General features: G+C 62.5%; 16 protein-coding genes, 1 tRNA gene and 1 pseudogene. 2 read left to right on the forward strand and 16 right to left on the reverse strand.

The features are described from left to right. The 5 genes and pseudogenes from DL544_RS19905 to DL544_RS19920 all read right to left on the reverse strand — a co-directional run bounded on the left by DL544_RS19905 (position 1) and on the right by DL544_RS19920 (position 4548). A complete protein-coding gene (locus DL544_RS19905) occupies positions 1-1413 on the reverse strand; it encodes a TPM domain-containing protein (RefSeq protein WP_139728167.1) in 1413 nt (470 codons plus the stop codon). A 139-nt stretch (positions 1414-1552) separates the two neighbouring features. Then, a complete protein-coding gene (locus DL544_RS21365; RefSeq protein WP_176556947.1) occupies positions 1553-2551 on the reverse strand; it encodes a peptidoglycan-binding protein in 999 nt (332 codons plus the stop codon). A 389-nt stretch (positions 2552-2940) separates the two neighbouring features. After that, positions 2941-3291: pseudogene (locus DL544_RS22150) on the reverse strand (transglycosylase SLT domain-containing protein); the annotation flags it as partial. Positions 3292-3398: 107 nt separating this feature from the next. Next, positions 3399-3971, reverse strand: coding sequence for a hypothetical protein (locus DL544_RS19915; RefSeq protein WP_227836791.1), 573 nt, complete (start codon positions 3969-3971; stop codon positions 3399-3401). 52 nt (positions 3972-4023) lie between these two features. Beyond that, the gene (locus tag DL544_RS19920; protein WP_139727904.1) at positions 4024-4548 is read right to left on the reverse strand and encodes a hypothetical protein; all 525 of its coding nucleotides are present in this window, start codon (positions 4546-4548) and stop codon (positions 4024-4026) included. A gap of 205 nt (positions 4549-4753) precedes the next feature. On the opposite strand from DL544_RS19920, the gene DL544_RS19925 reads away from it, so the two are divergent. Next, positions 4754-5380, forward strand: coding sequence for a YiiX/YebB-like N1pC/P60 family cysteine hydrolase (locus DL544_RS19925; RefSeq protein WP_139727906.1), 627 nt, complete (start codon positions 4754-4756; stop codon positions 5378-5380). A gap of 54 nt (positions 5381-5434) precedes the next feature. Here DL544_RS19925 and DL544_RS21370 read toward each other — a convergent pair whose 3' ends face one another. From DL544_RS21370 to ubiA, 3 genes are all read right to left on the reverse strand, one after another. After that, entirely contained in the window at positions 5435-5599 is a 165-nt protein-coding gene (locus DL544_RS21370; protein ID WP_005414774.1) for a hypothetical protein, read from the reverse strand. Between the two features lie 272 nt (positions 5600-5871). After that, entirely contained in the window at positions 5872-7296 is a 1425-nt protein-coding gene (locus DL544_RS19930) for a short-chain fatty acid transporter (RefSeq protein WP_170944951.1), read from the reverse strand. A 161-nt stretch (positions 7297-7457) separates the two neighbouring features. Then, positions 7458-8351 carry a 4-hydroxybenzoate octaprenyltransferase gene (gene ubiA, locus DL544_RS19935; RefSeq protein ID WP_005411493.1) on the reverse strand — a complete coding sequence of 298 codons (894 nt, stop codon included), beginning with the start codon at positions 8349-8351 and terminating at the stop codon, positions 7458-7460. 149 nt (positions 8352-8500) lie between these two features. Between ubiA and DL544_RS19940 the strand changes: the two genes are divergently transcribed. Beyond that, a tRNA-Arg gene (locus tag DL544_RS19940) sits at positions 8501-8577 on the forward strand. A gap of 39 nt (positions 8578-8616) precedes the next feature. Here the strand turns inward: DL544_RS19940 and DL544_RS19945 are convergent. From DL544_RS19945 to DL544_RS19985, 8 genes are all read right to left on the reverse strand, one after another. Next, positions 8617-9066 carry a Rossmann-fold NAD(P)-binding domain-containing protein gene (locus DL544_RS19945; protein WP_139727909.1) on the reverse strand — a complete coding sequence of 150 codons (450 nt, stop codon included), beginning with the start codon at positions 9064-9066 and terminating at the stop codon, positions 8617-8619. Continuing rightward, positions 9063-9497 (reverse strand): hypothetical protein, encoded by a 435-nt coding sequence (locus DL544_RS19950; RefSeq protein ID WP_139727911.1) that lies wholly within the window; start codon positions 9495-9497, stop codon positions 9063-9065. Before DL544_RS19950 ends, DL544_RS19945 begins: the two co-directional genes overlap by 4 nt. Before the next feature lie 88 nt (positions 9498-9585). After that, the gene (locus tag DL544_RS19955; RefSeq protein ID WP_139727913.1) at positions 9586-9852 is read right to left on the reverse strand and encodes a hypothetical protein; all 267 of its coding nucleotides are present in this window, start codon (positions 9850-9852) and stop codon (positions 9586-9588) included. 205 nt (positions 9853-10057) lie between these two features. Continuing rightward, positions 10058-10351, reverse strand: coding sequence for a hypothetical protein (locus DL544_RS19960; RefSeq protein WP_005420077.1), 294 nt, complete (start codon positions 10349-10351; stop codon positions 10058-10060). Between the two features lie 802 nt (positions 10352-11153). After that, entirely contained in the window at positions 11154-11531 is a 378-nt protein-coding gene (locus tag DL544_RS19965) for a hypothetical protein (RefSeq protein ID WP_139727915.1), read from the reverse strand. A 547-nt stretch (positions 11532-12078) separates the two neighbouring features. Further along, positions 12079-12357: a hypothetical protein gene (locus DL544_RS19975; RefSeq protein WP_139727919.1), complete on the reverse strand. Its 279-nt coding sequence runs from the start codon at positions 12355-12357 to the stop codon at positions 12079-12081. 148 nt (positions 12358-12505) lie between these two features. Continuing rightward, complete coding sequence (locus DL544_RS19980; protein WP_139727921.1) at positions 12506-12871, reverse strand: hypothetical protein; 366 nt, start codon at positions 12869-12871, stop codon at positions 12506-12508. A gap of 49 nt (positions 12872-12920) precedes the next feature. Beyond that, positions 12921-13136, reverse strand: coding sequence for a hypothetical protein (locus DL544_RS19985; RefSeq protein ID WP_139727923.1), 216 nt, complete (start codon positions 13134-13136; stop codon positions 12921-12923). Between the last annotated feature and the right edge of the window lie 936 nt (positions 13137-14072).

The following is a 14072-nucleotide window of genomic DNA, read 5'->3' on the forward strand; positions in this document are numbered from 1 at the left end:
CTACCAGCTGCCCGAAGCGCCGCCACCGCCGCTGCGACCACCGCCACCGGACCAGCCGCCGGAACTGCTCGAGGACGAACTCGACGACGAGGTGCTGGACGAGGAACGGTAGCCTTGGGACGACCTTTGTCCGCTGCGTGCTTTTTCGCCGGGCAGCAGGGTGAACACCCAGATGAAGTACAGGAACAGCGTGCTTGCGCAGGACACGATCGTCGCCAAAACGCGTGCGTTCTCGTCGCCGGCCCGGTCGATGGCCAGCAGCGCGCCCAGCGCATAGCCGCCGGTCAACAGCACCAGCACCACCAGGCGCACGGCGAAGCTGTTGCGGTTCTTCCGCCAGCGCGCGCGGCCGGCCTGCACCAGGAAGAACACCAGCATGGCGGCAATGGCGACCGCCAGGTTCAGCAACGTGTGCAGGGCAAGGCTGGGCGGCAACTGACCACGGACCAGCATCACCATGAAGAAACCGATACTGACGGCCAACATGCCGGACAGCACGATGCGCACACCACGGCTGCGACGCCAGCACCACCCCAGCAGCGCCGCCACCGGTACGGCCGGTAACAGCACGAAGAACAGCGCAGGCAGCACATGCCGCGGCAGCAGCAGCGTCGCCGAAACCAACCCAGCGGCCATCACCGCCGTTACCAGCAACGGCCTGCCCCAGGCAGGCAAGGTCGGCCAATTCGGTCTGGGCACTGCCGCATTGGCTGCCAGTGCCTTGCGCCGCCGCTCACGGCGTTTACCGCTGGACTCGGCCTCGGTCCTGATGGCCAGCAGGCGCGGCGGTGATCGCCACAGACCGGCCAGGAACCCCACCAGCAACGTCAGGGCAACGACCGAATCCCCTGTACGCCAATCCGCTGGCAACAGGTTGCGTGCGGATGAATCCTGCTCGGGCGGCAGCGGCTCGCCATCGATCAGCGCCACCAGCACCTTGCTGCCGTCCAGCATGCCCCGGTCCAGGTCTCCTTCGCGCAGGCGCGGCACGATCGCTTTGTCGATGATGCGCGCGGCATAGGCATCGGGAATGGTGCCTTCCAGGCCATAGCCGGTCTGGATGCGTACGCGCCTGTCCTGCACCGCCACCAGCAGCAACACCCCGTCATCGACACCGGCGCGGCCCAGCTGCCACTGGTCGAAGACACGCTGTGCATAGGCTTCGATGCCGTCATCGCCAACACTGGGCACCACCAGCACCTGCAGTTGCGCGCCTTTGCGTGCCTGCAGCTGCAATGCCTGCTCGCGCAGCGTGGCGCGGGTGCTGGCGGACAGTGCGTTGGCGGTGTCCACCACCGGGTCGTCCAGTGCCGGAATCGGGGCCGCCGCCAGCACTGGCAGCGGCAGCAGGCAGAGCAGCAGTGCCAGCCCTACCCACTGCCATGCGTTGCGCCACGGCAGCACCCGGCTCATGTGGACGCCGTGCCTTGCAATGGCGGTGCTGTGCATCATGCGAAACGGCATCCGTGTATGTCCTTGCCCCATGAACGGAAAAGCCGGCCGGATTACCCCGGCCGGCCTCCTATACCACACACTTCTTCACACGCAGCGGTCAACGGCCCATGGCCACCCGCTGCTGCTCGTCCTGCACGTGTTGCTGCGAAGGCTCATGCTTGGCCAGCATTGCAGCGCTGGTCTCCTGCAGGCTCGGTGCCGCCTGGGTCATGTCCACCGCAGTACGGAAGCCGGGAACGGTGCCCACGACGAAGGCCTTGCCATCCTGCACGGTGACGCCCTGCAGCTTTTCCGGCGAATCGATGCCGGCGGCCTTGGCCTGGGCGGTCACATGCGCGCTCATCTCGTTGGAGATCATGCCCGGCATGTGGCCACGGATCGCATTGTGCAGCGGCGTATCCGGATGCGCCTTGTCGCCCAGCTGCGGCCCCTTCGGCGCCGCCTCGGCATGGCTGCGGCCTTCGGCCAGCTTGCCCAGCGTCGCCGGACCCGCCACGCCGTCGGCGGAGAGCCCGTGCTGCTTCTGGTAGGCGATCAGTGCGTCCCTGGTATTGGCACCGAACTTGCCGTCCTCGCTCAGCGGATTGCCTTGGCCGTCGCGCACGCCCAGGCGGTTGAGTTCCTTCTGCAGCGCAGTCACTTCCTCGCCCTTGGCCCCCTGGCGCAGCACACCGTTGTGGTCGGCGTCATGCGAATGGCCACCCTTGCCGGTTTCCTTCAGCTTGCCGTGGTCCCAGAAGTCCTGCGGGCTGATCAGCTTGCCGTGCGGATCCTTCAACTGGTAATGCACGTGCTGGGCATACTGACCCGCACCGCCCGGGCCACGCCCGCCCATGGTACCGATCGGCTCACCCGCCTTGATCGGCTGGCCTTCCTTCACCTGGGTCGACTGCAGGTGCAGGATCTCGTGCGAGTTGCCCTGTGCATCCCTGATCTTCACCGTACCGTAGTCGCCACCGACGAACGTCACCGTTCCGGAGATCGGCGCGTTGACGGTCGGGTGCTGCAGATTACGGCCGTGCTGGCCGCCGACATAGTTGAAGTCGGTGCCACCGTGCGGCTTGTGCGCGCGGTGTTCGCCGAACTCACCGGTAATGTGCGGCTTGACCCCGTTCTGCGGGGCAGCATCACCTGCATCGTCTGCTCGAAGTTGCGGGTCTGGCCTTCGGCATGCGCCGCTGCCGGCTTGGCCTGCGCGTGCGTGGCCGCAGCTACGGCGGGGGCCGCGTGGCTGCCCTGGGACTGGCCGTGGGTCAGTCCCAGGCGCTGCTCCACGAACCGCTCGTACTTGTCCACGTACGGCATCACCTTCTTTTCAGACAGGGTGAGGCCGCCGTAATCGCGGGTCGGGCCGTCGTGATGGTATTTGTAGATGTACTCCTCACCCTGGCCGCGCTTGTGCGCCAGCGTGCGGTTATCGATGTAATGGTCAACCAGTGCATCGGACTGTGCGCCGACGTCGAAGCGGTTGCGGTTGTTGAGGTGGTAGTGGTTGCCGGTCTTGTCGATGAACTGGCCCAGGCCCGAGGCCGAGGTGGTGCCAGCGGCGGCATCGGGGTTGAAGCCCGATTCAACGCGGGCGATGGCCAGTACGTGCGCCGTTTCGCGCGGGGTCAGGCCCTTCTCGCGCGCCGACTCGATGATCGTGTCGATCACCCGTGACTGTACTTCCGGGGTCGCATCGCCCCACCGGCGGGAGTTGCCATGCAGGCGGCCGTCGCTCTGGTCGATCGGCTCGCGGTAGTGGCTCCACGGTTTGATGCGGTCACTGCTGTAGGCCGCCCCGCGGGGCTGGACCATGTCCTGGTAGATGTCTGCCATGTGTGTGCTATCCATTCTATGAAAAGGGGGATTTCCTTAAGGGGTACTGCTCCTGGTACCTCTGGTACTGCGGTACTGCAGTGCTGCGTTCACAGCGCGCGTGCGACGTCCTGCCGCTGCGCTCAGTCTTCGATGTAGTTCACCTCCGGGTGCTTGATGCCGAGCGAGTCGATCAACTTCTCGTACTCGTCGTTGTTGGGCTCCTGCTCCTCGCCTTCCGCGCCGCGCAGCGGCGGTGTGCTGTGGGTCAACTGGCGGCCACTGGCGTCGTACAGGTAGTACCACTCGCAGAAGCTGCAGCCGAACGGCAGTTCACCGTACTGCACGACGAAGTACGGCGTACCGCTGCGGTCCTGCACGCAGGCCAGGCCAACGGCGGTATAGCCGTCCATCTCCTTGGGCGCAGCAATGGCCTGGCGTGCGCCGTCCTTTTCAATTTCCAGCGTGGTCAGCCGGGAAGCGTCCGTGTCTTGGGTGGGCTGGGCCGCCAGGTGCAGGCGGGTGCCTTGGCAATCGATATGCATGCCGGTCTCGTCGCGCGTAAGAGAGGTGGAATGGTCCGCAACGGCAGCCGCAGGTGCGGCCGGCGTCGCTGCCGGGTCAGTGGAAGCAGGGGCCGCCGGTGCAGCCGCCTCAGGGCCGCTGCAGGCAGCAAGCATCAGGGCCAGTACGGGGGCAACGGGAGACAGACGCATGCGGGGCTCCTTGGGTGAATCACACGACCGCTCGCAGGCGGTCGCTCAGGGGTCAGATCGATTCGTCCTCACGCTTGACCAGTTGCCAGCACGGCTTCTGGGCAAAGGTGTAGATCTGCTGGTCACTGGTATCGGGAGTGCGCATCTGCACCTGTACCTGGCCATCGGGCAGGCGGGTGACCTGCATCTCGCGGCCCTGGCGCTGCAGCGTGGCCGGGTCCGGCATCACCGGCCATTCGACCTTGGCAAGCGGCACCTTCTCCTCCACCTTGCGTGGCTCCGGCTCGGCTTCGCTGTCGATGTGGCTGTCCAGCAGCGGATCGGCAGTGGACGTTTCCTGCAGCGCGATCTCGTTGCCGAAATGCTTGAGGAAGTCGTCGAAGACCGGATGGGGGCAGCTGGCAGAAGCCTCTGCCGGGGCCGCGGCAACCGGCGTGGCCGGCGTCGTGGCAGTGGCCGTGCTGGTCGGAGCCGGTGCGGCGGCGTCAGCGGGGGCTGCCTGGGGCGCAGGCTTGCAGCCGGACAGCGCAAGCCCCAGGGCAAGCGCAAGCAGGGCAACGGGGCGGAGCTGGTTCACGGGATCCTCCTGATTCCGGGCGGTCGCGCGCGGTTCCGGCGCGGTAGGGAGGCAAGGATAGCCATGCCTCGGTCAATTCAGTTTCAACATCCGCTGTCAGGAATATCCCGACATGCCGAATTGTGACTAATATCACACTAATTCTGAAATCAACGTCATCGCAGCAGCCGTTAGACTACGCCGCACACGCTTCGACCCTGGCCCCATGCGCGCATTCCTGCTTGCCCTCTCCCTGCTGCTGCCAACGCTGTGGCCTGGTGGTGCGGCCGCGCTGGAGGTCCGGGAAGGCGATCTGCTGTTCGTCACCGCCGGCCATGCCGGCCTGAGCGCGGCCATCGACGATGCCACCGGCAAGCAGGGTGCACCCAGCTTCGATCACGTGGCCCTGGTCGCTGCGGCGCCAGACGGCTGGGAGGTACTGCATGCGGATGAGAAAGGCTCGCGCCGGCAGACGCTGGATCAGTTCCGCGAGGACGCCCGAGGCAAGCAGCGGCAGGTCGTGGTCTATCGGCTGCGCGCATCGCAGCAGGCTGCCATCAAGGATGCGATCGCGACCGCACGCATGGTGCTGGGCAAGCCCTACAACACGTCGTATGTGTTGAATGAGGACAGCTACTACTGTTCGGATTTCATCGAACGTGCGTTCCGTGCGCACCATGTGTTCGCACTGCAGCCGATGAACTTCCGCAACCCGAAGACCGGGCAGATCGCACAGCACTGGGTCGATCTCTACCGCGCCATGGGCATGGAGGTGCCGCAGGATCAGCCAGGCACCAACCCGAACGACATGTCAGCAGCGCCGGTGCTGCAACGCATTGGCGTGCTGGAATAAGCGAAGCCCCGCACGGGGCGGGGCATCGCGCATCACAGGAAGTGGTTACCGAAGTCACTCCTCCTCGTCCTGCCCACCCTGTTGCTGGTTGCGCTGGTTGCGCTGCTGCTGTTCCTGCTGCTGTTGCTGCTGCTGGTCGCGGCCACGCCCCTGCTGCTGATCCTGCTGGTTCTGCTGGCCCTGCTGCTTCTGGTTCGGGTTCTGGTTCTGCTGTGCCATGTCCGATCTCCAAAGCCACACGCGGAATGCGGTGGACGGGCCCATCGTCTGCAGCGAAGAGTTAATCGCGCGTTGGTGGGCGGCTACATTGGTGTGTACGCGCGTGAATGAACGGGCAAAGCCCCTTGCGGCACAAGCCGATGAAGGATTCATATGGGTTCGGCATGTGCTCATGCCGTCAGCGCGACTGCGCGCATTCATGGCGTGCTCTGCTGGAAACACGCGCTGAACGGAGCTGGCGTCCTGCTCGCGCACGGACGCCAGCCCTGCACTCACGGCATCACCGGCGGCACATACGCCAGGGTCATGCCCAGCAGCCACAACAGGCCCAGCACCAGCGGGATGTGCACCAGCAACTGGATGAAGGTGAAGCCCACGATGTCGCGTGCCTTCAGCCCCAGCACGCCCAGCAATGGCAGCATCCAGAACGGGTTGATCAGGTTCGGCAGCGCTTCGGCCGCGTTGTAGACCTGCACTGCCCAGCCCAGGTGCGCCTTCAGCTCGTTGGCGGCCTGCATCACGTACGGCGCCTCGATGATCCACTTGCCGCCACCGGACGGCACGAAGAAGCCCAGCACCGCCGAGTAGATGCCCATCACCAGCGCGAAGCTATCGGTGCTGGCCACGTGCACGAACAGGCTCGACAGCCGGTGCGCCAGGGTCTGCCCGTCACCACCGGCGGCGTGGGTGAGGATCATCGCGATACCGCCGTACAGCGGGAACTGGATCAGCACGCCGGTGGTGCTCGGCACCGCCTTGGCCACAGCGTTGAGGAAGCTGCGCGGGCGCCAGTGCAGCAGCAGGCCCAGCGAAATGAAAAGGAAGTTGTAGGTGTTGAGGTTGGCGATGGCAGTCACCACCGGCTTGTTGGCGAACTCGTTGAACAGCCAGCCGAACGCCAGCAGCGAGAGCAGCACGGTCAGCAGCGGGCTGTATTCCAGCCATTCGCCCGGGCGCGTGCGTCGCTGCAGCGGTTCCGGCTCGGCCTGCGCAGCGCCGGGAAATTCCTCGGCGGTACGCGCACTGCCGGCTGCAGGCGCGGTCAGCCAGGCGATCAGCAGCGAGACAAGGATCAGCACTGCGGTCAGGGCGATCGACTGCCACAGAAAGATGGTTTCGGTGAACGGCAATACGCCGGTGATCTCCACCAGCCCCGGCGGCATGCTGGCCGGGTTGGCCTGCAACTGTGCGGCCGACGAGCTCAGCCCCATCGCCCACACTGCGCCCAGGCCGAGATAGGCCGACGCACCGGCGGCGCGGTAGTCCATGCGCAGTTCGGTGCGACGGGCCAGCGCGCGGACCAGCAGGCCACCGAACACCAGCGAGAAGCCCCAGCTGAGCAGCGAGGCGAGCATGCTGACCAGGCCCACGTACACCACCGCACCGCGACCGGTGCGCGGCACCCGGGCCAGGAAGTCGATGAAGCGTGCGACCACCGGCGCGGTCGCCACGGCGTAGCCGCCGATGACCACAAAGGCCATCTGCATGGTGAAGGGGATCAGGCTCCAGAAGCCGTCACCAAAGGCGCTGGCGGTGGCCTGAGGGGTCGAACCGAAGCCCATCGCGGCCAGCGCGACAATGACCACGCCCAGCACCGCGAACACATACGCATCGGGGAACCACTTTTCCGCCCAGGCGGCCGAGCGCAGCGCTGCGCGCGCCATCCAGCCGTCCTGTACTGCTGCCGTCGAGGCCATCGCCTACCCTCCCAGGTTCGATGGACCGATTCTGGGCGGTGGGGTGTGGGCTGTCTGCCACCTATTGGTCGTAGGTGGCGGTAGTGCCGGCCGCTGGCCGGCAAACTCGGGATCGCGCACGGGTGCAGCCGGCCAGCGGCCGGCTCTACCAACCCCTGGGGTCAGCGCAGCGCCAGGTCCACGGCGATACCGGCAAACAGCGCGGCGCCGACCCAGTTGTTGTGCAGGAACGCCTTGAAACACGGGCCGCGCTCGCGGTTGCGGCAGATCCAGAATTCGTACACCACCAGCGCGGTGGCCACGGCCACGCCGGCCAGGTAGTAGCCACCCAGCCCGCCGCGCACGCCAACCAGCGCCATGGTGGCCAGGAACAGCGCGTACAGCACGCCCTGGATGACCAGATCGAGATCACCGAACAGGATCGCGGTGGAGTGCGAGCCCATCTTCAGGTCGTCCTCGCGGTCGACCATGGCATACCAGGTGTCGTAGGCGGTCGACCACAGGATGTTGCCGGCATACAGCAGCCAGCCCAGCATCGGCACCTCGCCCTGCACGGCGGCGAACGCCATCGGGATGCCCCAGCCGAACGACATGCCCAGGTAGACCTGCGGCAGATGGGTGTAGCGCTTCAGGTACGGATAGCTGGCGGCCAGGAACACGCCGATGAAGCTCAGGCCGATGGTCAGCCCGTTCAGGGTCAGCACCAGGCCGAAGGCCACCAGCATCAGTACGGCGAACAGCGCCAGCGCGGCGCGACCGCTGATCGCGCCGGTGGCCAGCGGCCGCGCCTTGGTGCGCTCCACATGCGGGTCGAGCCAGCGGTCAGCGTAGTCGTTGATGACGCAACCGGCCGAGCGGGTCAGCCACACGCCGGCGGTGAACACGAACAGCGTCCACAGCGGCGGCAGGCCGCCGGCAGCCAGCCATAACGCCCACCACGTGGGCCACAGCAGCAGCAACGTGCCGATCGGGCGATCAGCGCGCATCAGACTCCAGTAATGCCGCCAACGCGGCGTCGCCGGCGACTGCGGCGAAGTGAGGGGGGTATCAGCCATGGCGATAGGATACTCCTGCCCCTCTGGCAGGGCTTTGCCGGTGGGGGGAGATTTGTTCGACGAAACTGGATAGAATGCCGGTCCCGCACCGCCTCATGGCGCTGCGATGCCCGCCCCGGCACTGGCCGACGGCGCGGCGGTTCTACAACGCGCCCGTAGCTCAGCCGGATAGAGTAGTGGCTTCCGAAGCCATTGGTCGGGGGTTCGAATCCCTCCGGGCGCGCCATTTTTCCTTCGTTGCCTGGCCGGCGCGCCGCCAGAAAGGTCAGGGAATGAACGTTGCCGAGCGATGCTCGCAACTGGCAGCGTCCTGTACCACGATGGAGTAATTCGCGCCCGCGCTGGATGCGCCGGGCAGGAACAGGCCATCACCATCGAACAGAACGGTCTGCTGTTCATCCTGCCCGATCGACAGCCCGATCGCTCCCGGTGTGATTTCCTCAAGGATCACGTTGTAAGGCCGCCAGGCATCCTCGCCTGTGCGCCTCATCTCTGCGCGAGCGGTCCTTGGGTTCAACCTGCGTCTCTCATCCACCCACAGCTGAAGCGGCTGATCAGCATTGTGGGTGACCTGGAAGCGCCCGTAGGTCAGCCCGTCGACGCTCTCGGTGCCGATGTAAGTGAATTGGGCCGGCTGACACTCTGTGGTGCGGTTCGGATGCGCTGCACAGGATGTCAGTGCAACCACGAGGCAGAAGGCGTTCAGGTGCTTCATGGCTTCGAGGCCTGACGTGGGTGGTTGTCGCGGCGGTGTTCGGCAGTGAGGGCAACCAGCACTGCGCCCCAGAGCGGCGTGAGCAGCACGACGCTCATCACCGTCAGCGAAACCGGTACCTGCCAGAGCAGCGATGGGCTTAATCCGCTGAATCTATAGGCTTCCAGTACAAGCACCACGACCTGGGCCAGAAGGCCCGCGAGCAGCCCCAAGCCAGCCCCCTTGGCAAGCCGCCTGATTGTAAGGCGGCCCGCGGCGGGAACCCGTGCGCAGATTCCCAGCAACAAAAGGCTGACGGCATACAGCCAGAAGAAAACCTGATGTGAGTCGAAGGCGTAAAGCGCCCTGCCCACAAAGTGCAGGAACAGCCAGAGTGCTCCACACGACACCGCGTAGGCCAGCCCGTACCGAAGAATCTGCCTGGCTTTCATCTTGTACCTCTCCGAGGGCGTGCAGCCCGATCGCGTTCTTTTGTGGAGGAGTGCGGGAGCTCATGCACCTTGCCTCCCGCTTGGCACTCTACTCGCGCAAGGCATCGCGCAGCGCTCGAGAGTACCTGCCTGCCTCCAGCGTTCGCAGCTGGGCCAGTGGAATCCGATACCTCCTGAACAATGCGGCCAGTTCCCAGACGTCCTCCTCCAGAACCGCATCTGGATCCAGGGATAGATAGATGACATCCCCTCTGCCGACCACATTACCGATGCAGCCGATTCGACCAATCCACTCGAAGAAGAACCGTTCATCCTGTTGAGAAAAGAAAATTACCTTTTTCGCTTCAAGCTCCATGGTAAATCACCGTCCATTCAACCAAGTCATTTGAATGACGCGCCCCATTCCAGCCTTTGCGCTGATTACTCTGGAGCGGCGACAACGAACAGAGCTGTCAGCGCGCTGCAGAACATCCTGCGAAGACACGGGTGGGCTTCTTCTTCAAGCTCAAAGCGATCACGCGGCGCATGGGATGCTCCGGCACGTGCACGCCTATCTGCAATCACACTTCTTCACTCATCCTCCCCCCTATCTCGTAGGGGAGGCAGGCCAAAGCAGATAGATGATAGGCCAGTGGCTCCTGCTGCCCCGACGCTACTCTTTGAATATCAGAGTAGTCATCGAAAAGACTTCCAACTTCAAGCTCCACCCGCTCACCGCCCATGGAGTGGCGTTCCGACCATGGCACCACGCGGTAGAACACGTCCTCCACTTCAATCTCTTGCAAGCCCCTGGAGCGCAGCGCGTCGAACAATATTGATGAGACCTTTTCCAAGGTGTCCAAATTCATCTTCATACTAGACGCCAAATTCGAATTTCATAAGGCCAGGGTGGCACTGAAAAGAAGATTGCGACTGCCGGCCCAAAGCGGGTATCTGCGCCCCCACGCTAGAAGGATACGGAGAAGATATGGGAATCACCACCTGCATATTTCCCGCGCCCTGCCGAGAACGGCCGCACTTGCCCGTCCGACTTCGAGCTTCCGTATCAATCCAGCACATTCAGGCCGATCCCCGGTTTTCACTCCATAGATCACGGGCTCACCGTTCCTATCTACTCCATCCAAATAGAGCACTGCGCAGTCACCAGCGATTGTTCCAATGCGCACCGCACGAACCTTCTCGATACTGGCATCTGGACCGGCTGCACCCTCGCACATCCCACCGTAGTACGCACTACTCAGCTCAGCGTAGATGGGTTTCAGCTGCAGCTCCCCTAACCGGTCATTCTCGCATCCGCTCAGGGCGAGCACGCAGACGGACGCGAAAGACAAAGCGCGTAGGAAGAAGCCTTTGGCATCGAGAGAACTCCTGAGCAACCCCGATTTCATTTGACTGCTTTCCATTAGCTCCCCAGAACAATCTGCTCGAACGCATTGGTCGCGCTGCACCGATCTCCCTTGCGGTTGCCGAGCGCGCCATTGGTCGCACACTGGCGTCATCCGCCAGGCAGTAGGCGGAGCTCGACGCTTCAGCGCACTATAGCGCCGCCGAGCATCGGCCGAATACGTTGGCGGGCTTCTCCCGAAGACTCACGGCAGCCACCCGTTGCTTCTGCTCGCCGCAGCCCCCCATCACCCCGTACATGATGAGAAGTCCCTAGTCGTTGACGTAGCCGATGAACTTGCCCCTACCTTCATCCGAAGCGGCCCTGACGAGATAGACGCTCTCCCCGGGCGCTGGCTTCAGGTCACTCAACGGCATTGGACCGATCTTCCCTTCAACCTCTGATGCCGATACCACGACCAGCGAATGCTCCAACATCCACTTCGCAATGGCTGCTTCACTATCAGGATCAAGTATGGAAACGCGGTCAAGCGGCAGAGTCGTTGAATTGCCAGGGAAAATTGCACCGGACGAAACATCTACCCAGTCCGACTTCCATTCCGTATGTTGAAACTGGTGAATGCTGCAGCCCCCTAGCATTGGCAAGAGCAGCACCGCTGCACGCAAGATGCCAGCCTTCGGCATGGACATGAGAGCCCCAGAAAGGGCCGGCCAAATGTTAGTTACCATCTGCAACCCGTTCTGCAAAACGATTCAGGGACTGCACCTCGCGCCCAAGATGGTATGTCATTTCTTGACTTCCCTATCATGGGCTGGCACTTGGCGTGTCGCTACGCTGCTCCGGATTTGCGGCAGCGTGCGCAGTCGAAGCACCTGGCCTGCGCGCATTGTAATCGGCATCCCGGCAGGCGCGCACGATCGGACTTCGTGCGTGCCTGATCACGCCCGGGAACCAGCACAGCACCAGCACTACCAGACAGATCGTTCCCAGCCGTACCCATTCACCCGCGACACTGGCCCCGATCAGCGGCAATGCCGCCACCAGGATGACGACCTGTGTGTACAGAAGATAGAGCGTGTACGTGCCCAACCGCGGGTCTGAACGAAGCTCGACGCGACACCTCCGGCAGGACATCTTTGCTTGACGCCTCCCAGCAAATCTCAGGGGAAAGCGCTGCCCGCTAGCGCCACAAAGTGGACAGATGAAGGTCATCAGGCGCATCGGTAAAACCTCTTTTCAGAAGTTTCCATCAGCAGGTTCCATCTGCGGCGTCGACCATACGCACCACATCATCAAAGCTCTTGCCAGCGGCGTCAGATCAAGATCACCACGCGCATCGATGGTAGTCACGAAGGGCATCAATGCGCTGAGGAGGGCCACATCGTTGTAATAGGCCACCACATGCAGGGGCGTGTCCTCATAGGCCCCTTGGGTCTCCGGACAAGTCAGCACCGTATCGCCGAAGTCAGTGCCGACACCGAGCCGGGAAAGCAGTTCGCTGAGTACAGGATCCATGATGTTCATCGGGCTGCACGCACGGTAGAGCCCATTGCGTTGGCCCGATGGTGGTCCGTCCCACAATCCATCTCTCCGTCAGATCCCTGTCGACCTACAAGCCAAGCGGTGCGTGCGTCTTGGAGCGATGCGCTCGACAGATCAGGAATCATGACTTGACAGGAATCAACCGGCTATCCCAAGTGCCCTCTACTAGAAGTGCAATCTCTGCGCCGACAGAGGCCTCAATGAAGACCAAGGTGTCACCATCGACAATTTCCCTGGCAGCCACTGGATCTAGGCCAAGGAGGAAGCAACACCGCTTGAATTCAAAGTAATCATCCTTTCGATTGAAGACCTTGAGATCGAGCACGACATTCTGGCTAGAGAAACCATCAACGCTTGCTCTCCTGACTTGGCCAAAGACAAAATCATAGGATGCCCGCGAAGATTCATCGAACAGAGAAACAGTCACACCTGACAGCGGATCAAGACGAATTCCAACCAGCTGGAAATCGTGAATAGTGATACCCATGCAATAACCTGTCGGAACCATACGTCGCGCGTGATGCTCCAGGCGCAGCCTACTGATCGGATTTCATTCCTTTAATCACAATCGCCATGAACATGCCGCAAATCAGGAGTGACCCCAGCGCCACAGGCAACATTACAAAATAATCACCCCTCTCAAGGTGACCAATAGCATACACCTTCAATACAAGATAGGACGAGGACCTCAAAAAAACTAGCGCAAATAACAACAAACCAAGCCAATTCATTATTTTCTTGCGCATATGCATATCACCTCCATTATATGCAACTGCACCCAGACCCACCCGAAACATCCTTCACCGCCTTCATGGCATCCAGCGCATCCTTGTCAGGGGCTACGAAGTGCAACAGTTCCGTGTGGCCTTAAGGTGACCGTTGAACGTCAAGCCGAATGACGACAGCTCTCCCGTCTTCGCGCCAACTGCCCCCGCCACCTCGGTATAGATGGACTCTCTTTCCTTTGCATCCTGAGCGGTTTGTATCACTGACACTCCATCGTACGCCGTTGCTCCACCATTCACCATTACCAGGAATCCGGGGATTGCAACTTCGGGCTGCGGAGACAAAACACCGGCAATGGTGACTCCTTCGCCATTCACAGCTTCCAAGCCTCCAAAGGCGAGGTCTGCGACACCGAACGTCACGCCCAAGTAGTCGACGCACTCACACGGGCACAGACCAGGTGGATCTACCAAATACAACGGGACGCCACCTGCGTACGGCCGGCACTACCCCGGCAGTTGTTCAGAGCATCCCTGGAAAGATCTATGGTGCCCTCCTTTGCCGAAGACGGAGCAGGCCGACAGACCCGATTTTCCACATGGCAAACGCTGTGCAAAGAGAGAGCGCGACAAACGCCAAACCCGCAAATCCGTAGTCTCGTCCACCATCAGAAATATCAACCAGCACAAAGGCAAGGAGCACTGAATTTACGGCAACTCCAAGGCAAGCAACCAGCCTGAGCGCCCAGAAGAACATGATGTAGTAAGCCCCAAAAAAAACGATTGTATTTTCTCATCTCAAGGACACCCGCATCCTTTTCCAGTCGGCGCAGCTATCTGACCAGGAACTGTGTAGCCAGATCCCGACATGACGCCAAACCCAGCTCCAAGCAGTGGAGGGACCGAAAGGGATCCACCACCGACCTTATCTCGCCTCATATCTTCAAGTGAGAAAAGGCGGCG

The organism is Stenotrophomonas sp. pho (assembly GCF_006228405.1).
Classification (GTDB): Bacteria; Pseudomonadota; Gammaproteobacteria; order Xanthomonadales; family Xanthomonadaceae; genus Stenotrophomonas; species Stenotrophomonas sepilia.

What these genes read in the sequence shown, in the direction of transcription:
- DL544_RS19905 (WP_139728167.1), bottom strand. Translation starts at nt 1,413, where the DNA reads ATGAGCCGGGTGCTGCCGTGGCGCAACGCATGGCAGTGGGTAGGGCTG.
- DL544_RS19915 (WP_227836791.1), bottom strand. Translation starts at nt 3,971, where the DNA reads ATGCGTCTGTCTCCCGTTGCCCCCGTACTGGCCCTGATGCTTGCTGCC.
- DL544_RS19925 (WP_139727906.1), top strand. Translation starts at nt 4,754, where the DNA reads ATGCGCGCATTCCTGCTTGCCCTCTCCCTGCTGCTGCCAACGCTGTGG.
- DL544_RS21370 (WP_005414774.1), bottom strand. Translation starts at nt 5,599, where the DNA reads ATGGCACAGCAGAACCAGAACCCGAACCAGAAGCAGCAGGGCCAGCAG.
- DL544_RS19930 (WP_170944951.1), bottom strand. Translation starts at nt 7,296, where the DNA reads ATGGCCTCGACGGCAGCAGTACAGGACGGCTGGATGGCGCGCGCAGCG.
- ubiA (WP_005411493.1), bottom strand. Translation starts at nt 8,351, where the DNA reads ATGGCTGATACCCCCCTCACTTCGCCGCAGTCGCCGGCGACGCCGCGT.
- DL544_RS19945 (WP_139727909.1), bottom strand. Translation starts at nt 9,066, where the DNA reads ATGAAGCACCTGAACGCCTTCTGCCTCGTGGTTGCACTGACATCCTGT.
- DL544_RS19950 (WP_139727911.1), bottom strand. Translation starts at nt 9,497, where the DNA reads ATGAAAGCCAGGCAGATTCTTCGGTACGGGCTGGCCTACGCGGTGTCG.
- DL544_RS19955 (WP_139727913.1), bottom strand. Translation starts at nt 9,852, where the DNA reads ATGGAGCTTGAAGCGAAAAAGGTAATTTTCTTTTCTCAACAGGATGAA.
- DL544_RS19960 (WP_005420077.1), bottom strand. Translation starts at nt 10,351, where the DNA reads ATGAAGATGAATTTGGACACCTTGGAAAAGGTCTCATCAATATTGTTC.
- DL544_RS19965 (WP_139727915.1), bottom strand. Translation starts at nt 11,531, where the DNA reads ATGTCCATGCCGAAGGCTGGCATCTTGCGTGCAGCGGTGCTGCTCTTG.
- DL544_RS19975 (WP_139727919.1), bottom strand. Translation starts at nt 12,357, where the DNA reads ATGGATCCTGTACTCAGCGAACTGCTTTCCCGGCTCGGTGTCGGCACT.
- DL544_RS19980 (WP_139727921.1), bottom strand. Translation starts at nt 12,871, where the DNA reads ATGGGTATCACTATTCACGATTTCCAGCTGGTTGGAATTCGTCTTGAT.
- DL544_RS19985 (WP_139727923.1), bottom strand. Translation starts at nt 13,136, where the DNA reads ATGCATATGCGCAAGAAAATAATGAATTGGCTTGGTTTGTTGTTATTT.